Here is a 19189-nt window from a genome sequence, read left to right as displayed (position 1 = left end):
AGTCTATTCAGCGCGCCGCACACGATGACGCGCGCACACGAACGAACGGTTACGGGCGACGTCGATCAGTTCGAGGTCGAGCGCCCGCGGCAGCACGGGTGCTCCGGCGCCGAGCGTCACCGGCGCGTACTGAATCCATACTTCGTCGAGCAGGCCCGCGTCGGCGAACTGACCCGCCAGATCTCCCCCACCGACGATCCACACGTCCCGGCCACCTGCCGCCTCGACCATCTGTGCATGCACGTCGCGGACGTCCGCTCGGGTGAGACGCACGTCGGCACCCTCCGGCACATCAAGCTCACGCGTGGTGAACACCCAGGCCGGCTGCTCATACCCCCACCGTCCCTCATCGTTATCCATCACCCACTCGAACGTGTGCGCGCCCATCGCCAACGCACCGATCGAGGCGATGAACTCTCCGTACGCCATCGGCCCGTCCTCGTCGATCTCCTGCGCGAAGAGCCAGTCGAGCGAGTGGTCTTCGGTGGCGATGAAACCGTCGAGGCTGGAGGCGGTGTAGAAGTGCGTGGTCATGTAGCCATCATCACGCCGACCGCCGACATGGCGGCGCTCAGCGCAGAACAGCCCCGCCGGAGGTGCCCGATTCGAGCCACTCGATGTCCGGATAGCGCTTGAACCATGACACCTGGCGCCGCGCGTAACGTCGCGTGAGCGCCTGAGTCTCGGCGATGGCATCCGCCTCGCTCTTATCTCCGCGCACCTGCGCGAGCGCCTGGGCGTACCCGATGGCCCGTGCAGCCGTGGCGCCGCGCTCGAGGCCTCTCTCACGCAGCGCTTCGACCTCCTGCAGCATGCCGTCCCGCCACATCCGCTCCACGCGACGGTCAAGGCGCTCCACGAGCACCTCGCGCGGCGCATGCAATCCGATGATGCGGGTGTGCGGATGCCACAGCTCGGGGCGTTCGGGAAGCGCCGCACCGTGAGTCTGCCCGCCCTGTTCAAGCACTTCCAGGGCGCGCACGATGCGCCTCGGATTCTTCGGATCGATCCGCGCGGCGGCGGCCGGATCCCGCTGAGTCAGACGCTCCAGGAGCACGCCGGGCCCGCGTTCGGCGAGTTCGGACTCCAGGCGCGCGCGCACGGCGGGGTCGCGGGGCGGGAACCGGAAGTCGAAGATCACGCTGGAGACGTACAGTCCAGACCCGCCGACGAGAATCGCGTCGCCACAGCGGGAGTGGATATCAGCGACCGCCGCGCGCGCCAACGGCTGATACCAGGCGACGGCCGCCTCCTCGGTGACGTCGCGGACGTCGAACAGGTGATGCGGGATCCCCCGCCGCTCGGCCGGCGACAGCTTCGCCGTGCCGATGTCCATGCCGCGATACAGCTGCATCGCGTCGACGTTCACGATCTCGGCAGGGTTGCCCTGCTGCCGCAGGGCCTCGGCGAGCTCAAGCGCGAACTCGCTCTTGCCGGTCCCGGTCGCGCCGACAACGGCCCACACCCGCGGGGATCGGATGCCCGTCACCCGTCGACGCGGAGCGTCGGCAGCCCCAGCGAGACGGCGCGGGGCGCGCCTGATTGTCCGGCCGGTGCCGGCACACCGCAGGTCTCGGCCTGGGCGCGGTCCCATGCGTCGCCGCCGCGCGTGCGACGGATGCGCAACGGCGCACCGGTCGGATCGTCCGCGAGCAGATGGAAGGGAGCACCGTGGGTGATCGTCACGGTCACCATGTCTCCGGGGCGTGGCAACTCCGAACCGGGTGTCACCTCGAAGTGCACCAGGCGGTTGTCTTCCGCACGTCCGGTGAGGCGGTGGGTCTCGGCGTCCTTCTTGCCCTCGCCCACCGAGACCAGTACCTCGATCTCGCGACCGACCTGCTTCTCGTTCTCTTCGAGCGAGATGCGCTCCTGCAGCGCGATCAGCCGCTCGTAGCGCTCCTGCACGACGGCCTTGGGAACCTGGTTCTCCATCGTCGCGGCCGGCGTGCCCTCACGGATGGAGTACTGGAACGTGAACGCGCTCGAGAAGCGGGACTGCTCGACGACGCGCATGGTGTCTTCGAAGTCCTCGTCGGTCTCACCCGGGAAGCCCACGATGATGTCGGTCGTGATGGCTGCATGCGGAATCCGCTCGCGCACCCGATCGAGAATGCCGAGGTACTTCGAGCTACGGTACGAGCGTCGCATGGACCGCAGGATGCTGTCACTTCCCGACTGCAACGGCATGTGCAATTGCGGCATCACGTTGGGCGTCTCGGCCATTGCGTCGATCACATCGTCGGTGAATGCGGCCGGGTGCGGGCTGGTGAAGCGGATGCGCTCCAGTCCTTCGATCTCGCCCGCGGCGCGCAGCAGCTTGCTGAACGCCTGTCGGTCGCCGAACTCCACACCGTACGAGTTCACGTTCTGCCCCAGCAGCGTGACCTCGATCGCGCCGTCCTCGACGAGCAGACGGATCTCGTTCAGGATGTCACCCGGTCGGCGGTCCTTCTCCTTGCCACGGAGGCTCGGGACGATGCAGAACGTGCAGGTGTTGTTGCAGCCGACCGAGATCGACACCCAGCCGCTGTGCGCCGAGTCGCGCTTGGTAGGCAGCGTCGAGGGGAAGATCTCGAGCGACTCGAGGATCTCGAGTTCGGCCTCGCCGTTGTGACGCGCGCGCTCGAGCAGACCGGGTAGCGATCCCATGTTGTGCGTGCCGAAGACCACGTCGACCCACGGCGCCTTGTCGAGGACGGCCTGCTGGTCCATCTGAGCGAGGCAGCCGCCGACGGCGATCTGCATGCCCTCATGCTTGTCCTTGCGGGACTTCAAGTGACCAAGCGTGCCGTAGAGCTTGCCCGCTGCGTTGTCGCGCACCGCGCAGGTGTTGATGATGACGACGTCGGCGTCCTCACCGGCATCCGAGCGAACATACCCCGCACTCTCCAGGGAACCCGAGAGTCGTTCGGAGTCGTGCACGTTCATCTGGCAACCGAAAGTACGCACCTCGTACGAGCGCCGGCGGCCGTCGGCGCCGACCGCCGCCGCCGAGGGCGCGATGATGGTCGGTTCACTGCGCGGAGTAGTCATGGTGACAGCTATTCTACGAGGCCTCGCGCCTATTGGGATCGGGGCCCGCCGTCTGCCGGCGCGCGCTCACTCCGAGTCCACGAAGCGCACACCCGAGCGGGCACCGCTCGCACCCCTGCCCGCTTCACGGAGCGCAGCACGAGCAGCGTTCATCGCCACCGATCCCCCGTACCCACGACGCGCGAGTTGGCCCAGCAGTCGGCGCAGGGCGGTGTCGGGCTCGAGCCGCGTCATGCCCGGTGCCTTGCTGCGTGCGAACTCCAGAGCCCGTTCGGCATCGTCATCCGGCAACTCCGACAGAGCCTCCTCGGCGATGTCGCGGGGAATCCCCCGCTGCGACAGCACCCGCGCGAGCGCGACCCGTCCCTGCCCTTTACGCTCTGCACCCGAGGTGACCAGTAGCTCGGCGAGTGTTCGATCGTCGATGTATCCGCGATCGCTGAACTCGTCGATGATCTCGTCGATGGTCTCCCGCTCGAGATCGTGCTCGCGCAGAACCGCCCGGGACTCGGCGACCGAGAGCGCCTTGGAGCGCAGCTTGCGTACAAGCGCCTCTTCGGCTCTCTCGCGCAGCTTCACGGACTCCTCGTCCATGCTTTCCCGAGCGTCGTCCCGCGCGTCCCGCGCGTGCGCCGCGTTCAGAGCACGCAGCGCGACGGTGCGTTCCGCGTGGTCGAGTGCAGCGGCGGCGCGCGCCGCCGGAGACGTCTCGTCCAGCTGAGGGGCTGCAGGCTCTCGCGCGGGGCGGCCACGCTCGGCCCCGGCGGTGGGCCTGCCGACATCGACAGACCCACCGAAGATCGGGATGACCGGGGCGAGGTGTTCGCGGCCGTCGTCCTGACCAGTGCCGTTCATGATGATCAGGCCGGGCGACGCTCGGCGAGCTCATCGGCGGGCGCTTCAGCCTTGACTCCGATACCGAGCTTCTGCTTGATCTGCTCTTCGATCGCCAGGGCGATGTCGTCGTTGTTGCGCAAGAAGTTCCGGGCGTTCTCCTTGCCCTGTCCGAGCTGATCCCCGTCGTAGGTGTACCACGATCCGGACTTCTTCACGATGCCGTGCTCAACGCCGAAATCGATCAGGCTGCCTTCGCGCGAGATGCCGACGCCGTAGAGGATGTCGAACTCGGCCTGCTTGAACGGCGGCGCCATCTTGTTCTTGACGACCTTCACCCTGGTGCGGTTTCCGACCGCCTCGGTGCCATCCTTCAGTGTCTCGATGCGGCGGATGTCGAGGCGTACCGACGCGTAGAATTTCAGCGCCTTTCCACCCGCGGTGGTCTCGGGAGAGCCGAAGAACACACCGATCTTCTCGCGCAGCTGGTTGATGAAGATCGCGGTGGTCTTCGTCTGGTTCAGCCCACCAGTGAGCTTTCGCAGCGCCTGCGACATCAGTCGAGCCTGCAGACCGACGTGCGAATCACCCATGTCGCCCTTGATCTCAGCCTCGGGCACCAGCGCGGCGACGGAGTCGATCACGACCAGGTCGATGGCTCCGGAACGGATCAGCATGTCGGCGATCTCGAGCGCTTGCTCACCCGTGTCGGGCTGCGAGACCAGCAGCTGATCGATGTCGACGCCGAGCTTGCGTGCGTACTCGGGGTCGAGCGCGTGCTCAGCGTCGATGAAGGCGGCGATACCACCGGCGCGCTGCGCGTTGGCGATCGCGTGCAGGGTCAACGTGGTCTTACCGGACGATTCCGGACCGTAGATCTCGATGATGCGCCCGCGGGGCAGTCCTCCGATTCCGAGGGCGCTGTCCAGCGCGATGGATCCGGTCGGGATGATCTCGACGGGTGCGCGCTCTTCGCTGCCCAGTCGCATGATCGATCCCTTGCCGAACTGGCGCTCGATGTGCGCGAGAGCGGAATCCAGGGCCTTCTCGCGGTCGTCGGTGGATGGCATGACGTGCTCCTTAGAATCTCGATTGCTGCCGCCTGTAGGCTGTCGCGGCCTCCCCCTCTGGGGCGGCTCTCCGACAAGGCGAGTAGTTCGTAACCACCTCTCACACCGTAGGCGGGGCCACCGACATCGCGTCGGCTATCCCGCGCACTGTGAAAAGAAAGCGCATCGGAACCACTTGTGCAGAACGATACGCCCTCATCGAACAGAGATTCGACGACACGCCGGAAAAGGCGCGGACATCTGTTCAGTGACGGCGTGGTTCGACCCTGCCCACGCCGTAGCGGCGCTCCGGCGGGACATCCGCCTCAGCGCACAGCGCGAGCCAGATCTGCCGAGGCGGAATGCCGGCTTCCAACGCATCATGCGCCGTCATTCCGACATCGCCGAGGAACAGATCGTGGGTCAACGCGTTCGCGCGCGCGCCGAACTCCTCGTCGACCGCGCGCAGGAACTCACTGCGTCGCACGCTTCGCCTCGTCGCTCAGTGCAGCGACAGCTCGGGCTCGACCGATGCCACCAGGTCGTCGGGAACGACGTCGGGGAAGGGGCTGAGTCCCTCGAGGACCGAGATCCGGTCGCCGACTTCGCGCATGATCGTCGAGATGGGCACATCGAGTGCTTCTGCCACCGACGCGAGGATCTCGCTGGATGCCTCTTTCTGGCCCCGCTCCACCTCGCTCAGGTAACCGAGCGCCACGGAGGCCTTGCCTGCGACCTGACGCAGAGTGCGCCCCTTCTGCAGGCGGAAGTCCCGCAGCACTTCGCCGATCTCTTGTCTGACAAGAATCATCGGAACCTCCCCTCCCACACATTCTCTGAATCCGAGTGGATCGCCAGTCTAACGCCACCGGGTACTGCTGAATCTACTGTTTCTGCCTGTGCCTCGGTTGTGAACCTTCGGCTGTGCAACGGATAGTCGCGTCGTGTGTTGCGCACATCACATGGAACCCCACAACGAGCCGTGCTATTCCCGCACCGCCTCCAGCGCGGCGGCCAGGGCGGCATCCCGAGCCTGAGCACGGATCTGCGACCGATCCCCCGCGAACACGAACGAGCGCACCAGACGAACGACAGGCGTGACGACGCCCACATGCACGGTCCCGACGGGCTGATCGTCGGGCGAGTCGGGGCCCGCGATGCCGGTGGTGCTTACCCCCACCTCAGTGGCTCGTCCGTCGACGGCGACGGCGCGACGCACCCCGTCGGCCATCTGCTCCGCCACCTCGGGGTGCACCGGCCCGTGCTGCTCCAGCAGTTTCGCATCCACCCCGAGAAGCGTCTGCTTGACCGGCGTGGCGTACGCCACGACCGCTCCGTTGAGCACCCCAGATGCTCCGGGCACCGTCACGAGCTCCGCCGAGACGGCGCCGCCGGTCAGCGACTCAGCGACGCCTAGTCGCCATCCGCGCTCCGCCAAGAGAGTCAGCAGCTCGGCGGCGACCGTCATCTCCGGCGGCTTCCCCGCACCTGCGCCACCACGTAGTCGATCCCGCTGGCCACGGTGAGCACCAGGGCCACCACCATCAGCACCTGTGTCACGACGACCCACGGCTCCATGCCGATCACCGTGTGCAACGGCAGCAGCGCCCAACTCAGCGCCACGCCCTGCACCGCGGTCTTGAGCTTGCCCATCCATGCCGCGGCGACGACATGCTCGTGCACGATCACGAATCGGTGAACGGTGATCGCCCATTCCCGGACCAGGATGATGATCACGAGCCACCAGCCCACCTCGCCGAGGATGGCGAGGCCCAGAAATCCCGCGCCGGTGAGCAACTTGTCGGCGATCGGGTCCCACAACTTGCCGAAGTCGCTCACGATGTCGTACTTGCGGGCGAGAAAGCCATCGACCCAGTCGGTCGAGATCGCGACCACGAACAACGCGCCTGCGATCCAGCGCATCACGATGTCGTCTTCGCCGAGGGGACCGGCGACCAGCAGCATCACGAAGAAGACGATCGCCAGAGGGATCCGCGCGATCGTGATCGCGTTGGGAAGCTGTCGTGGAATGCTCATCAGTCGCGTCCTGTCAATCCCCAGGCGTCTTCGTCGCCGTCGTCTTCGCTCTCCACTACGGGGAGCCCTTCGAACTGCTGCTCGATCGGATCTATCGGAGCGGCAGCAGTCTCGGCAGCCGCGGGTGCGGACGGCACGTCGTCGCCGCGCAACTTGGCGATCACCGCGGGCAGCTGCTCGGAGGTGACCAGAACGTCGCGCGCCTTCGAGCCCTCCGAGGGGCCGACGATCTCGCGCGATTCGAGCAGGTCCATCAACCGTCCCGCCTTCGCGAATCCGACCCGCAGCTTGCGTTGCAGCATCGACGTCGATCCGAACTGCGATGACACGATGAGCTCGGCGGCGGCCAACAACAGCTCGAGATCGTCGCCGATGTCCTCGTCGACCTCTTTCTTCTTCGCCTCCGCGGACTCCTGCACGTCGGGTCGGTACTCGGGCCGCGCCTGCTGCGTCACATGCTTGACGACCGATGAGATCTCGCTCTCATCGACCCACGCGCCCTGCAGACGGAACGGCTTGGACGAACCCATCGGCGAGAACAGGGCGTCACCCTGACCGATCAGCTTGTCAGCGCCCGGGGCGTCGAGGATCACGCGGCTATCGGTCACGCTGGTGACCGCGAAGGCCAGTCGCGATGGCACGTTCGCCTTGATCAGTCCGGTGACCACGTCGACGCTGGGTCGCTGGGTGGCAAGAACCAGGTGGATGCCCGATGCACGTGCGAGCTGCGTGATACGGACGATCGAGTCCTCGACGTCTCGCGGCGCGACCATCATCAGGTCGGCGAGCTCATCGACGACGACCAGCAGGTACGGGTAGGGCTTGAGCACGCGCTCGCTGCCGACGGGGACCTCGACCTCACCGGCACGGACGGCCTTGTTGAAGTCGTCGATGTGGCGGAACCCGAACGACGCCAGGTCGTCGTAGCGCATGTCCATCTCTTTCACGACCCACTGCAGCGCCTCAGCCGCCTTCTTGGGGTTGGTGATGATGGGTGTGATCAGATGCGGAACACCCGCGTAGCTGGTCAACTCGACGCGCTTCGGGTCAATCAGCACCATGCGCACGTCGGCCGGACGAGCTCGCATCAGCAGGCTCGTGATCATCGAGTTGACGAAGCTCGACTTACCGGAGCCCGTGGAACCTGCCACGAGCAGGTGCGGCATCTTCGCGAGGTTGGCGACGACGATGTTGCCGCCGACATCCTTGCCGACGCCGATCGTGAGCGGATGCGTGCTCTTCTGCGCGGCCGACGACCGAAGCACGTCACCCAGGGCGACGGTCTCTTTGTCGACGTTGGGGATCTCGATACCGATCGCGCTCTTCCCCGGAATGGGCGACAGGATGCGCACGTCGTTGGACGCCACCGCATAGGCGAAGTTGTTGCTGAGCTGCGTGATCTTCTCGACCTTGACGCCGTGTCCGACCTCGATCTCGTACTGCGTGACCGTCGGTCCGCGCGAGAAGCCCGTGACCTTGGCATCCACCTTGAACTGCGTCAGCACGCTCGTGATCTGCTCGATCGTGCGGTCTGTGGCATCCGAACGCACCACGGGCGGCGGGCCGACCTTCAGCGCGGACGGGGACGGGAGCACGTACGGGGCCGCCGGCGGCTGCGGCGCGGACGCGCCGGGGCCGGCCGTGCCGAAACCATCCATGCCGGGCAGCTCACCGGTGTCGCCGTCATCGTCGAGCAGTGCAGTGGCACCCTGCTCACCCAGCTGCCCGGTGAGCGCGCTGAGATCGGTGAGCACCTCGGTGGCCGCGTCGTGCGGATCCGGCTGCGGCGTCTCGTCGACAATGACGGCCTGCTCGTAGGCCGCGTTACTGTCGCTCGGTTCATCGAACAGCGCGGTGATCGCCTGCGAGTCGACACCGTCGTCGGGGTCTTCCTCGCGGCCGGTCTTGTTGCGCCGCCACCACGGGAGCGAATCGTCGTTGGGCTCCGCGTCCTGCGGCGCCTCATCGACCGCCGGTGCGCGCATGGGGCGCTCGGCGCCGAACATCCAGGCGTACAGGTCACCCAACCGCTCGCCGATGCGATTCGGTGGAGTCTTCGTGAGAATCAGGATGCTGAGCACCATGAGCAGTGCAAGCACGATGTACGCGACCACGGGCGTCAGGAACGCCAATGGCTCGCCCAGCAGCCAGCCGAACAGCCCACCGGCCTCGCTCAGCGCCGGCATTCCGTCACGCGGTTGCGGACGGCTGCCGTCTGCGGCGCCGGACGCGACATGGCAGATGCCCGCGATCGACAGGACGAGTGTGCCGAAGCCGATGCCAATACGTCCGTTGTCGTGCACTGACGGAGGATGCCGGAACAGCCAGCCCGCCAGGACCACCAGCAGCACCGGCATGAAGAACGCCGTGCGCCCCACCATCAAGCCAAAGCTGTAGGCGGAGATCTGCGCGGCGACCTCGTTGCCGATGAAGAACCACTCCACCACGGCGCCCATGCACGCCAGCAGCACGAGCAGGAACGGGAAACCGTCGCGACGCTGATCCTTCTCAAGGTTCTCAGGTCCGAACGCGCGGAAGAGACCGCCGACGCCGTGCGCGAGGCCAAGCCACATGCGCACAGCGAGCGGCGGTCTGTCGACCTCGTCGACGTACTTCTTCGGCGTCGGTGCGGCCTTCGCGGTCGACCGAGGTGTCGTCTGCCGTTTCGGGCGCGACGACGAGGCGCCCCCAGACGCGCGCTCGGACTTGGTAGTGCTCCTGGCCATGGGATCCAGGCTACGGCCGAGCGCCGACATCGGGCCGCAATGACGCGGCCTTGCGCGGTTTCCGCGGGGTCGTCAAGCCTCGATCACCAGCGGAACGATCATCGGACGACGACGCAGCTTCTGGTTCACCCAGCGACCGATCGTACGTCGGATGATCTGCGACAGCGCGTGGTTGTCGCGCACGCCGTTGCCGGCGGCCTCCTTCAGCGCCGCCACGATCTTCGGCGTGATGTCGTCGAACACCGCGTCGTCCTCCGCGACACCGCGGGCGTGGATCTCGGGCCCCGAGATGATCCGACCGGTCGAGGAGTCGACCACGACGATGACCGAGACGAAGCCCTCCTCACCGAGGATGCGGCGGTCCTTGAGGTCGGCATCCGTGATGCCGCCGACGGTCGATCCGTCGACGTAGACGAAGCCGATGTCGAGCTGGCCCGCGACGCGTGCCTCACCATCGCGCAGGTCGATGATCGTCCCGTTCCCGGCGATGATCGTGCGCTCCTCGGGGATGCCGGTGTCTTGCGCCAGCTTGGCGTTGGCGATGAGGTGGCGATACTCGCCGTGCACCGGGAGGACGTTCTTCGGACGCAGGATGTTGTAGCAGTAGATCAGCTCGCCGGCCGCCGCGTGACCTGAGACGTGCACCTTGGCGTTGGCCTTGTGAACGACGTTCGCGCCAAGCTTGGTCAGGCCGTCGATGACCCGGTAGACCGCGTTCTCGTTGCCGGGGATGAGACTCGACGCGAGGATGACGGTGTCGCCCTCGCCGGGCTCGATCGCGTGGTCGAGGTTCGCCATCCGACTGAGCACGGCCATCGGCTCACCCTGCGAACCGGTCGACATGTAGACGATCTGGTCCTCGGGCAGGTCGCGCGCCTTCTTGTAGTCGATCAGGAGCCCCTTGGGCACCTGCAGATACCCGAGCTGCTCGGCGATGGTCATGTTGCGCACCATGCTGCGGCCGAGGAACGCCACCCGCCGGCCGTGCGCGTGGGCGGCGTCGATGACCTGCTGCACACGGTGCACGTGGCTCGAGAAGCTGGCCACGATGACCCGGCGCGGCGCCTTGCCGATCACCTGGTCGAGCACGGGCCCGATCGAGCGTTCGGTGGGCGTGAAGCCGGGCACGTCGGCGTTGGTCGAATCGACCAGGAACAGGTCGACTCCCTCTTCGCCGAGCCGCGCGAAAGCGCGCAGGTCGGTGATGCGGCCGTCCAGCGGCAGCTGGTCCATCTTGAAGTCACCGGTGGCCAGCACCAGACCGGCCGGTGTGCGGATCGCGACGGCGAGGGCATCCGGGATCGAGTGGTTGACCGCGATGAACTCGAGGTCGAACGGGCCCACCTTCTCGTGCTGCCCCTCCTTCACCGTGAGGGTGAAGGGCTTGATGCGATGCTCCTTGAGCTTGGCCTCGACCAGTGCGAGGGTCAGTCCCGATCCGATCAGGGGGATGTCGGGCTTCAGGCGCAGCAGGTACGGCACCGCACCGATGTGGTCTTCGTGGCCGTGCGTCAGCACGACGCCGACGATGTCATCGAGGCGGTCCTTGATGGGCTCGAAGTCGGGCAGGATCAGGTCGACACCCGGCTGGTGCTCCTCGGGGAAGAGCACACCACAGTCGACGATCAGGATCTTGCCGTCGAACTCGAACGTGGTCATGTTGCGGCCGACTTCGCCCAGGCCGCCCAGCGGGGTGACGCGGAGCGTGCCCTGTGCGAGCGGTTCGGGATCGGCGAGGGGAATGGACATGGATGTCTCCTCCGTCGGACACCTCGTGTCCGGTCTTGACGTGTCAGCGCATGGCAGCGCTCATCGTGTGGTGCCTGGCACCTTGGGCAGCGCGCCGCCGGCCGCAGCGTTGCGGTCGGGGCGGAAGTTCGAGAAGTCGGCGCCCGGTACGTCCTTCACCAGCGCGAGCTCGTCCTCGATGATGGCGGCTTCCCACTCCTCCGGGCCCACCAGAGGCAGACGCACGCGCGGGCTGCCGATGCGGCCGAGCCCGTGCAGGATGTACTTGGCCGAGACGGTTCCGGGCACGTGCGTCATGGTGGCGCGCACGAGGGGCTCCAGGCGGCGGTGCTCGGCCGTCGCCGTGGCGAGGTCGCCACGGTTGACCGCGTCGACGATGGTGCGGTAGGGGGCCGAGGTGATGTTCGCCGTGACGCCGATCAGCCCGGTCGCACCGATCGCCAGGTGCGGGAGGACGTTCGCGTCGTCGCCGGAGAAGTACATCAGGTCGGTCTGGTTGAGCACACGGCTCACCTCGGAGAAGTCGCCCTTGGCGTCCTTGACGGCGAGGATGTTGGGGTGCTTAGCCAGTCGAAGGATGGTCTCGTACTTGATCGGCACGCCGGTGCGGCCCGGGATGTCGTAGAGGATCACCGGCAGGTCGGTGGCGTCGGCGACGAGACGGAAGTGCGTCAGGATGCCCGCCTGTGTCGGCTTGTTGTAGTACGGGGTGACGATCATGATGCCGTCGGCGCCGGCCTTCTCGCTGGCGCGGTACAGCTCGATGGCGTGCGCGGTCTCGTTCGACCCACCGCCGGTGATGATCTTGGCGCGGCCCGCGGAGACGTCCTTGCCGACCTCGACGAGACGGATCTTCTCGGGGTCGGTGAGAGTCGAGGTCTCACCGGTGGTGCCGGTGACGACGATGCCGTCGGCCCCGTCGGAGATCACACGGTCCATGTGCTTCTCGACGGCGGGCCAGTCGACCTCGCCGTCGGCGGTCATCGGTGTGACCAGCGCGACAAGAACCTGTCCGAAGGGATTGTCGGTGTGCGTCATCCTCTCAGCGTAGCGTTTCGCAGGTCGTGCTCGGCACCCGTCGGATGCCCGTCACACCCGGCCTCGGCGCGCCACGCCCGATGTGAGCGACGGCGGCAGCACCTTGGTGAGAGCGACGATCGCCTTGTACCGCCAGGACGGGATCGACACCGCCGTGCCCCGTGCCGCGTCGCGCAGCGCCTCGCGGACGACGTCGGAGGCGTTGAGCCACAGGATCGACGGGATCCCCTCGTGCCCCGGGGCCAGCCCCATCCGCTCGTGGAATGTCGTGTGTGTGAAGCCGGGGCACACTGCGGTCACCGTGACGCCGTCACGCGCATACTCGGCATTCGCCCACCGGCTGAAGCCGATCAGCCATGACTTGCAGGCCGAGTAGGTGGACCGCGAGATGAAGCCGGCGACCGAGGAGACGTTGATGATGCGTCCGCCGCGGCCGCGCATCGCGCGGATGGCCGCGTGCATCAGCCGCATCGAGGCTTCCACGTGCACGCGCAGGTGACGCACCTCGTCGTCGATGTCGTTGTCGGCGAACTGCAGCGGCAGCCCGAACCCCGCGTTGTTGATCAACAGATCGATCGGCTGCACGGCATCCGCGATGCGGTCGGCGACGCGAGTGATGTCGTCCTCACTCGCCAGGTCGGCGGTGATCACCTCGACGGCGACGCCGTGGTCATCGCGCAGCTGCTCCGCCAGGCTCTCGAGCGCCTCGGTGCTGCGGGCGACGAGCACGAGGTCGGCGCGCCTGGCGGCCAGTTGACGGGCGAACTCCGCGCCGAGTCCCGCGCTGGCGCCGGTGATGAGTGCGGTGGGCATCAGCGCTCGTACCCCAGGAAGCGATAGCGGATGCCGGTGCTCGACGTCTGCCACTCCCCCTCGTCGATCAGACGCCAGCCGGTGCGCGCGGGCGCGAACGCATCGCCGTCGACGTCGAGGTCGAGTTCCGTGACCTCCAGCCGATCGGCCTGCCCGATCAGCTGGCGAAAGATCTCGGACCCACCGATGACCCATGCGCGTTCGAGGCCGCGCAACGCGTCGTGCACGGTGGCCGCCCGGCGGGCGCCTTCTGCGCTCCATCCCTGCTGGCGGGTGATGACGACGTTCTCGCGGCCGGGCAGCGGCCGGAAGCGCTCGGGAAGTGAGTCCCACGTCTTGCGTCCCATGACGACCGGGTCGCCGAGGGTCGTGCGCTTGAAGTGCGCAAGATCCTCGGGCACGTGCCAGGGCATACCACCCGCGGCACCGATGACTCCCCCGTTCGCCTCGGCCCAGATCAGCCCCACCCAGGGAACGACGGTAGCGGCGCTCATACGGCCACCGCCGCCCGGATCGCCGAGTGGTGCTGGTAGTCGTCAACCGAGAAGTCCTCATAGACGTATTCGAGGATCGACGCCGGCGTGCGGGTGATCCGCAACGTCGGATACGGGTAGGCATCGCGGCTGAGCTGCTCGCGCACCTGGTCGACGTGGTTGTCGTAGATGTGACAGTCGCCGCCGGTCCAGACGAAGTCACCGGGCTGCAGGCCGGTCTGCTGCGCGACCATCAGCGTCAGCAGCGCATAGGAGGCGATGTTGAACGGCACCCCGAGGAAAAGGTCGGCGCTGCGCTGGTACAACTGGCACGAGAGCTTGCCGTCGGCCACGTAGAACTGGAACAGTGCGTGGCAGGGGGCGAGCGCCATATCGGGGATATCGGCCGGGTTCCAGGCCGATACGATCAGGCGCCTCGAATCGGGCGACGCCTTGATCTGCTCGATCACCTGCGAGAGCTGGTCGATGCTGCCGCCGTCCGGCGTCGGCCACGACCGCCATTGCACGCCGTAGACCGGGCCGAGATCTCCGTCGGCATCCGCCCACTCGTCCCAGATCGTCACGCCGTTCTGCTGCAGCCACCGCACGTTCGAGTCACCCCGCAGGAACCACAGCAGTTCGTACGCGATGGACTTGAAGTGCACGCGCTTGGTAGTGATCAGCGGAAAGCCCTGCGACAGGTCGAAACGAATCTGACGTCCGAAGACGCTCGTCGTGCCGGTACCGGTGCGGTCGTCCTTGTGCGTGCCGTTCTCGAGCACGTCGCGGAGCAGATCTTCGTACGGCGTGGGGACAGCACTCATGACTGCAACGATACCTTTCGCTCCGGCATCCGTCGCCGTCATCCGGCGTCACATCCGGCCCGATTCCCACCTTCGGGACGTACCCTCGTCGCGTGCCCCTCTCCTCCGCCCTGATCGTGATCGTCGCCCTCGTCGCGACCGCCGTCGCCGCCGGCCTGGTGTGGCGCGCCCGCGACGGTCGCCGTCGCGACGCCCACGGCGAGCGGGTGGATGCCGCGGATGCCGGCGTTCTCGGCGCCCGCGCCACACTCGTGCAGTTCAGCACCGAGATGTGCGCGCGCTGCCCGCAGGTGCGCCGGATGCTCGGCGGCGTGGCCGACGGACTCGACGGGGTCGAGCACGTCGACATCGACCTGACCCACCGCACCGACCTGGCAACGAAGTACCGGGTGCTGCAGACCCCGACCCTGCTGGTCGTGGATGGCGATGGCACCGTGCGGGCCCGGTTCAACGGCGTCCCGCACCGCTCCGACATCGAGAACGCGCTGGGCGATCTGTCCATGCTGCAGGAGGCATGATGAACACCCAGGTCGGCATAGATCCCCGTGGTCCGCGGTTCGCGGCATCCATCACTTCGCTGCTGCTGCTGCTCGCGGTGCTGCTCGGACTCACCGGCGCGGATGCCGCATTCGCGCTTCTCATCGCCATCGCGGTGCTCTTCGTGTGGGGCGTGGTCTCGCCGCGGACCCACCCGTGGAGCGTGCTGTTCCGCGTTCTCGTGCGGCCTCGACTCGCGCCGCCGACGGAACTGGAAGATCCCCGCCCGCCGCGCTTCGCGCAGGGTGTCGGACTCGTCGTGGTGGGCATCGGTCTCGCGCTGCACGCGCTGGGCGTGCCGTGGGCCCTGCCGATCGCCGCGGCCGCCGCCTTCTTCGCGGCGTTCCTGAACGCCGCGTTCGGCTACTGCCTCGGATGCCAGATGTACCTTCTTCTGCGGCGCGCGGGGCTGTTCGGCCGCAGCGCGGCGTAACCGTATCGACGTTCCTCTCGGCTGAGTAGGCTGGCGGGACGACGCCGACACCCGGCGATCGCGAGATGCGACCTGCGGAGGAACCATGCCCATCACCAGCGAAGCCACCACCACCTGGACCGGTTCCCTCATCGAGGGGTCGGGCACAGTCGCGTTCTCGTCGTCCAATCTCGGCACGTTCCCGATCGACTGGAAGGCACGGTCCGAGGGCTCGGACACCACCACGACGCCCGAAGAGCTGATCGCCGCGGCACACGCCTCGTGCTTCAGCATGGCCTTCTCGAACATGCTGGCGCAGAACGGCACCCCGCCCGAGCGGGTGAACACATCGGCCTCGGTGACCTTCAAGCCGGGCACCGGCATCACCGGCAGCCACCTCAACGTCAACGCGACCGTGCCGGGCATCACGCCGGAGCGGTTCCAGGAGATCGCCGATGACGCCAAGGCCGGATGCCCGGTGTCGCAGGCACTCGCCGGCATCGAGATCACTCTCGAGGCCAGCCTGGCCTGAGATCCGGCCCGTCTGAGACGTCAGGCGCGGGCCCGTGAGAGCCGGATGGCCTCACGGATGCTCGCCCTGGCGTCTTTGCGTTGCCCCGCAGCGTCGAAGACGACGCCCAGGCGGTAATGCCGGCGCCAATCCTGCGGTGCGGCGTCGACCGCCTCGGAGTACTGCGCGACCAGGGGTTCGACGTCCTCGCGCCGTAGCCGTCCGCTCGGCATGAGCTCGTCGGGTGCCTCGGGCATGCCGCCCTCGGCGTCAAGCGTGCGCCCGAGTCGATCGGCAGCGAAGCCGAAGAGCAGTTCGCGGATCAGCGCCCACGCCCCGATCGGTGCGAGCACGATCAGGGCGATGCCCATTCCAATGGCGACCGGCGTACCGACGGCGAAGAACATCACCGCGAGCCACACGGTCGCCAAGATGTACAGCAGCAGCGCGCCACCCATGACGCTGACGCCGACGCGCGAGGTCATGAACGCGGCCCGACGCCGATGTCGATGACGTTCTCGAGACCGACGACGATCCCGCGCACGTCGCGCGCGAACGGCACCGCCAGTCGGATGCCAGGGGCGTACGCCGCCGCAGAGTCCACCGTGTCGTGCACGATCGACAACGACTCCCCCGCGCCCGACAGGATCGTCTCCTGACGTGCGATCACACCGGGACGTCGCAGCGAGTGCACCGGGACGCCGGCGACCTGTTGTCCCCGCGCACGCTGATCGACATGAGGCGCCTGGAACGGCCCCTGCGCCTCGCGGGCATCCGCCATCAGCTCAGCGGTGCGCACGGCCGTGCCGCTGGGTGAGTCGATCTTGCGGTCATGGTGCGCTTCGATGATCTCGGCCGAGGCGAAGAACGGGGCGGCTGCCGCCGCGAGTGCCGAGCCGAGCGCCGAGCCGAGCGAGAAGTTGGGAATGAAGAGGATTCCCGTTCCGGAGGCCGCCACCAGCGGTCGCACCAGCGCGATGCGCTCCTGCGACCAGCCGGAGGTGCCCACCAGCACGTTGATGCCGCGATCGATGGCGCCACGCACGACATCGACGCTGACGGCGGGTGTGGACGCGTCGACCACGAGATCAGCACCGTCGAGTTCGCTCATCTCGCTGGTCGAGCCGAGCACGTTGCGCACCTCGAAGCCGTCGAGTCCGTCGATCACCTCGTTGATGATGCGTCCGAGCCTGCCTGTACCGCCGACGAGGGCAACCTGAGTGGTCATGCACCCAGTCTAGATTCGCCGCAGAGGGGTGACGCCCCGCGTGTCAGACCAGCGGCGCGTCGGGCAGGCCGGTGCGCAGCTCCATCGGCAGGTGACCGAGGTCGTTGTGGCTCAGCAGAGTCCAGGGGCGCCCCTGCTTCTGTGCGATGACGGTCAGCCCGGCATGCGCCTGGTTGAGTGTCATCCACCGCCAGTCGGGAGCACCGAGCACCTCGCGTACGAACCAGGCGATCACGAAGTTGTGTGTGATGAGCACCTCGTGTACCTCACCGTTGCGGCGTCGCAGGAACTCGCCGACGGCATCCGCCATCTGCGCGGAGCCCGCCTCGATCTCAGCGTCGCTGACCGACCCGAAGAACGACTCGTACGCGGCCGGTGTCTCCTCTTCCATCCCGCTCGGCACGCAGTCGAACAGCAATGCCGACGGTTGGGGGTCGACCGACGGAAGACGTTCGGCGACGCTGCGGGCGGTCTCGGCGGCCCGCAGGAGCGGCGAATGCCAGATCGCGTCGAGCGGGAGTCCGGAGAGGCGGTCCGCGATGAGCTCGGCCTGTCGTTGTCCTCTCGGAGAGAGGGGTCCGTCGTCTACGCCGTGTTCGGCGTCCTGATGCTCACCGTGTCTTACCAGATATATGTAATGCGTCACTGCCTGCTCACTCCATCCCCCGCTCTGGAGGGAGCTTCCAGCATAGTCAGTCGCTCGCGTGGGCGAGTTCGGCAAGCTGCGACCGCACCAAGGTGATTCCTGCCCCCTGCATGAGCTCTTCGATCTGCTGAGGCGAGAAGGTGTTCACGATGGGTGCGACGATGGTGCGTTGCGCGAGCAGCCAGGCGATGGACACCGCCGCAACCGGCACCGAGGTCTCATCGGCGATGCGGTCGAGCACGCGCAGCACGCGGATGCCCCGGCGATTGAGGTGCGCCCGCATCTGTTCGCCACGCACGCCCGACACCCGCGACCGGCTGCGGTGCTGGCCGGAGAGGAAGCCGTGCTCAAGCGCGTGTGAGGGCGTCACGGCGAGTCCCTGCGCGGCCGCGACCAAACGAAGGTCGCCTTCGAAGCCGGTGCGCCGCACGAGATTGTAGGGCTCATCGAGCACCTCGATGCGCGGATACCCCGCGGACGCCAGGATGCGTGCCTCGACAAGCCGCTCCGGCGTGAAGTCGAAACTGCCGACCGCGTTGATCTTGCCGGCCTCACGCAACCACTCGACCGTGGCGAGAGTGTCTTCAAGATGCGTCGTGGCGTCGAGACTCGCATCGAGGTACAGCACGTCGATGCGATCGGTGCCCAGGCGCGTCAGCGATGCCTCCACGGCACGGACGAGGTTCACCGATCCGAGACCGGGGTTGTCCGGGTGCGATCCGACGCGGGCTGCCAGCACGACCCGTTCCCGCTGTCCGCGCGCCCGGAGCCACTGACCGACGATGTGCTCGCTGCGTCCCGCCGAGAAGCCGTCCGCGGTGTGGATGGCGTTGCCGCCGAACTCGACGTAGCGGTCGAGGATTCCGTGACTGGTCGACAGGTCGACGTTCCACCCGAACTCGGCGGCGCCGAGCATGAGCGGGAACACCGTGAGCTCGGACTCGCCGAGCGGGACGCGGATGCCCTCTCCAACTCCCGGGCCGACGATGGGAATCGGTGCCGACGGATGCTCCGAGGACGCGGTCTCTGCGCGCTCCTGGGGTTCAGCGGTGCCTACACCGAACAGCCTCATGGTCTCACCCCCGCGGATCTTCGATCCGGTCCACCACACCCCCCGGTGCGTACCTCGAGCGTAAGGGAGTAGACGACAGCGGACGCGCTCTGCGACGGTCCGGCGTCCGATCTTTGCGTAACGATCCGATCACATCGGATACGACAGCGACCCGGTGCCCGTGATCGCTCACGGGCACCGGGTCGCTGTCAGAAGTCGGATGCC

General features: G+C 67.3%; 22 protein-coding genes. 3 read left to right on the top strand and 19 right to left on the bottom strand.

All coding sequences use genetic code 11. From position 1 onward, the window contains the following. Positions 1–3: 3 nt before the first annotated feature. The 15 genes from JF543_RS07965 to JF543_RS07895 form a co-directional block, all read right to left on the bottom strand. On the bottom strand, positions 4–534 hold the full coding sequence (locus tag JF543_RS07965) for a dihydrofolate reductase family protein (RefSeq protein ID WP_206823647.1): 531 nt from the start codon (positions 532–534) through the stop codon (positions 4–6). A gap of 37 nt (positions 535–571) precedes the next feature. Continuing rightward, the gene (miaA, locus tag JF543_RS07960) at positions 572–1480 is read right to left on the bottom strand and encodes a tRNA (adenosine(37)-N6)-dimethylallyltransferase MiaA (RefSeq protein WP_347401148.1); all 909 of its coding nucleotides are present in this window, start codon (positions 1478–1480) and stop codon (positions 572–574) included. Between the two features lie 5 nt (positions 1481–1485). Next, positions 1486–3036, bottom strand: a complete 1551-nt coding sequence (miaB, locus tag JF543_RS07955) for a tRNA (N6-isopentenyl adenosine(37)-C2)-methylthiotransferase MiaB (RefSeq protein ID WP_179411086.1) — start codon at positions 3034–3036, stop codon at positions 1486–1488. A 66-nt stretch (positions 3037–3102) separates the two neighbouring features. Continuing rightward, positions 3103–3891 (bottom strand): regulatory protein RecX, encoded by a 789-nt coding sequence (locus JF543_RS07950; RefSeq protein ID WP_206823643.1) that lies wholly within the window; start codon positions 3889–3891, stop codon positions 3103–3105. A gap of 5 nt (positions 3892–3896) precedes the next feature. Beyond that, a complete protein-coding gene (recA, locus tag JF543_RS07945; protein ID WP_179411088.1) occupies positions 3897–4940 on the bottom strand; it encodes a recombinase RecA in 1044 nt (347 codons plus the stop codon). Positions 4941–5184: 244 nt separating this feature from the next. Next, complete coding sequence (locus tag JF543_RS07940) at positions 5185–5406, bottom strand: DUF3046 domain-containing protein (RefSeq protein WP_179411089.1); 222 nt, start codon at positions 5404–5406, stop codon at positions 5185–5187. A 15-nt stretch (positions 5407–5421) separates the two neighbouring features. Then, the gene (locus JF543_RS07935) at positions 5422–5730 is read right to left on the bottom strand and encodes a helix-turn-helix domain-containing protein (protein WP_179411090.1); all 309 of its coding nucleotides are present in this window, start codon (positions 5728–5730) and stop codon (positions 5422–5424) included. A 174-nt stretch (positions 5731–5904) separates the two neighbouring features. Then, positions 5905–6387 (bottom strand): CinA family protein, encoded by a 483-nt coding sequence (locus JF543_RS07930; RefSeq protein ID WP_206823640.1) that lies wholly within the window; start codon positions 6385–6387, stop codon positions 5905–5907. Then, a complete protein-coding gene (gene pgsA / locus JF543_RS07925) occupies positions 6384–6956 on the bottom strand; it encodes a CDP-diacylglycerol--glycerol-3-phosphate 3-phosphatidyltransferase (protein ID WP_206823631.1) in 573 nt (190 codons plus the stop codon). The genes JF543_RS07930 and pgsA overlap by 4 nt, the downstream gene beginning before the upstream one ends. Beyond that, entirely contained in the window at positions 6956–9682 is a 2727-nt protein-coding gene (locus JF543_RS07920; RefSeq protein ID WP_206823628.1) for an FtsK/SpoIIIE family DNA translocase, read from the bottom strand. Before JF543_RS07920 ends, pgsA begins: the two co-directional genes overlap by 1 nt. Positions 9683–9754: 72 nt before the next feature. Then, a complete protein-coding gene (locus JF543_RS07915) occupies positions 9755–11431 on the bottom strand; it encodes a ribonuclease J (protein WP_179411094.1) in 1677 nt (558 codons plus the stop codon). A 60-nt stretch (positions 11432–11491) separates the two neighbouring features. Next, positions 11492–12469, bottom strand: coding sequence for a 4-hydroxy-tetrahydrodipicolinate synthase (dapA, locus tag JF543_RS07910; protein WP_179411095.1), 978 nt, complete (start codon positions 12467–12469; stop codon positions 11492–11494). Positions 12470–12520: 51 nt separating this feature from the next. After that, positions 12521–13282, bottom strand: a complete 762-nt coding sequence (locus JF543_RS07905; protein ID WP_206823618.1) for an SDR family NAD(P)-dependent oxidoreductase — start codon at positions 13280–13282, stop codon at positions 12521–12523. Continuing rightward, a complete protein-coding gene (locus JF543_RS07900) occupies positions 13282–13776 on the bottom strand; it encodes a dihydrofolate reductase (RefSeq protein ID WP_206823615.1) in 495 nt (164 codons plus the stop codon). Before JF543_RS07900 ends, JF543_RS07905 begins: the two co-directional genes overlap by 1 nt. After that, positions 13773–14579: a thymidylate synthase gene (locus JF543_RS07895; RefSeq protein WP_179411098.1), complete on the bottom strand. Its 807-nt coding sequence runs from the start codon at positions 14577–14579 to the stop codon at positions 13773–13775. Before JF543_RS07895 ends, JF543_RS07900 begins: the two co-directional genes overlap by 4 nt. Before the next feature lie 92 nt (positions 14580–14671). Between JF543_RS07895 and JF543_RS07890 the strand changes: the two genes are divergently transcribed. The 3 genes from JF543_RS07890 to JF543_RS07880 all read left to right on the top strand — a co-directional run bounded on the left by JF543_RS07890 (position 14672) and on the right by JF543_RS07880 (position 16060). After that, entirely contained in the window at positions 14672–15097 is a 426-nt protein-coding gene (locus JF543_RS07890; protein ID WP_179411099.1) for a thioredoxin domain-containing protein, read from the top strand. Continuing rightward, positions 15097–15549: a DUF4395 domain-containing protein gene (locus JF543_RS07885; RefSeq protein ID WP_206823614.1), complete on the top strand. Its 453-nt coding sequence runs from the start codon at positions 15097–15099 to the stop codon at positions 15547–15549. Before JF543_RS07890 ends, JF543_RS07885 begins: the two co-directional genes overlap by 1 nt. A gap of 85 nt (positions 15550–15634) precedes the next feature. Then, positions 15635–16060 (top strand): OsmC family protein, encoded by a 426-nt coding sequence (locus tag JF543_RS07880; RefSeq protein WP_179411100.1) that lies wholly within the window; start codon positions 15635–15637, stop codon positions 16058–16060. Positions 16061–16080: 20 nt separating this feature from the next. On the opposite strand, the gene JF543_RS07875 is transcribed toward JF543_RS07880, so the two are convergent. Genes JF543_RS07875 through JF543_RS07860 form a run of 4 tightly spaced genes read right to left on the bottom strand, consistent with a single transcriptional unit; the run spans position 16081 to position 18985 of the window. Then, positions 16081–16524, bottom strand: coding sequence for a hypothetical protein (locus JF543_RS07875; RefSeq protein WP_179411101.1), 444 nt, complete (start codon positions 16522–16524; stop codon positions 16081–16083). Further along, on the bottom strand, positions 16521–17267 hold the full coding sequence (dapB, locus tag JF543_RS07870; RefSeq protein WP_179411102.1) for a 4-hydroxy-tetrahydrodipicolinate reductase: 747 nt from the start codon (positions 17265–17267) through the stop codon (positions 16521–16523). Before dapB ends, JF543_RS07875 begins: the two co-directional genes overlap by 4 nt. 43 nt (positions 17268–17310) lie before the next feature. Then, the gene (locus JF543_RS07865; protein ID WP_179411103.1) at positions 17311–17913 is read right to left on the bottom strand and encodes a histidine phosphatase family protein; all 603 of its coding nucleotides are present in this window, start codon (positions 17911–17913) and stop codon (positions 17311–17313) included. A gap of 46 nt (positions 17914–17959) precedes the next feature. After that, positions 17960–18985 (bottom strand): aldo/keto reductase, encoded by a 1026-nt coding sequence (locus JF543_RS07860; RefSeq protein ID WP_179411104.1) that lies wholly within the window; start codon positions 18983–18985, stop codon positions 17960–17962. Positions 18986–19189 lie beyond the last annotated feature (204 nt).

This window comes from Microbacterium esteraromaticum, from assembly GCF_017303215.1.
GTDB classification, from domain to species: Bacteria; Actinomycetota; Actinomycetes; order Actinomycetales; family Microbacteriaceae; genus Microbacterium; species Microbacterium esteraromaticum_C.
This window is presented reverse-complemented; position numbering and strand designations above follow the sequence as displayed.

Coding starts and splice junctions, on each gene's coding strand:
- JF543_RS07935 (WP_179411090.1), bottom strand. CDS start 5,730: ATGATTCTTGTCAGACAAGAGATCGGCGAAGTGCTGCGGGACTTCCGC.
- dapA (WP_179411095.1), bottom strand. CDS start 12,469: ATGACGCACACCGACAATCCCTTCGGACAGGTTCTTGTCGCGCTGGTC.
- JF543_RS07930 (WP_206823640.1), bottom strand. CDS start 6,387: ATGACGGTCGCCGCCGAGCTGCTGACTCTCTTGGCGGAGCGCGGATGG.
- JF543_RS07885 (WP_206823614.1), top strand. CDS start 15,097: ATGAACACCCAGGTCGGCATAGATCCCCGTGGTCCGCGGTTCGCGGCA.
- JF543_RS07880 (WP_179411100.1), top strand. CDS start 15,635: ATGCCCATCACCAGCGAAGCCACCACCACCTGGACCGGTTCCCTCATC.
- pgsA (WP_206823631.1), bottom strand. CDS start 6,956: ATGAGCATTCCACGACAGCTTCCCAACGCGATCACGATCGCGCGGATC.
- JF543_RS07965 (WP_206823647.1), bottom strand. CDS start 534: ATGACCACGCACTTCTACACCGCCTCCAGCCTCGACGGTTTCATCGCC.
- JF543_RS07905 (WP_206823618.1), bottom strand. CDS start 13,282: ATGCCCACCGCACTCATCACCGGCGCCAGCGCGGGACTCGGCGCGGAG.
- JF543_RS07860 (WP_179411104.1), bottom strand. CDS start 18,985: ATGAGGCTGTTCGGTGTAGGCACCGCTGAACCCCAGGAGCGCGCAGAG.
- miaB (WP_179411086.1), bottom strand. CDS start 3,036: ATGACTACTCCGCGCAGTGAACCGACCATCATCGCGCCCTCGGCGGCG.
- JF543_RS07895 (WP_179411098.1), bottom strand. CDS start 14,579: ATGAGTGCTGTCCCCACGCCGTACGAAGATCTGCTCCGCGACGTGCTC.
- JF543_RS07920 (WP_206823628.1), bottom strand. CDS start 9,682: ATGGCCAGGAGCACTACCAAGTCCGAGCGCGCGTCTGGGGGCGCCTCG.
- JF543_RS07875 (WP_179411101.1), bottom strand. CDS start 16,524: ATGACCTCGCGCGTCGGCGTCAGCGTCATGGGTGGCGCGCTGCTGCTG.
- JF543_RS07950 (WP_206823643.1), bottom strand. CDS start 3,891: ATGAACGGCACTGGTCAGGACGACGGCCGCGAACACCTCGCCCCGGTC.
- JF543_RS07915 (WP_179411094.1), bottom strand. CDS start 11,431: ATGTCCATTCCCCTCGCCGATCCCGAACCGCTCGCACAGGGCACGCTC.
- JF543_RS07900 (WP_206823615.1), bottom strand. CDS start 13,776: ATGAGCGCCGCTACCGTCGTTCCCTGGGTGGGGCTGATCTGGGCCGAG.
- dapB (WP_179411102.1), bottom strand. CDS start 17,267: ATGACCACTCAGGTTGCCCTCGTCGGCGGTACAGGCAGGCTCGGACGC.
- recA (WP_179411088.1), bottom strand. CDS start 4,940: ATGCCATCCACCGACGACCGCGAGAAGGCCCTGGATTCCGCTCTCGCG.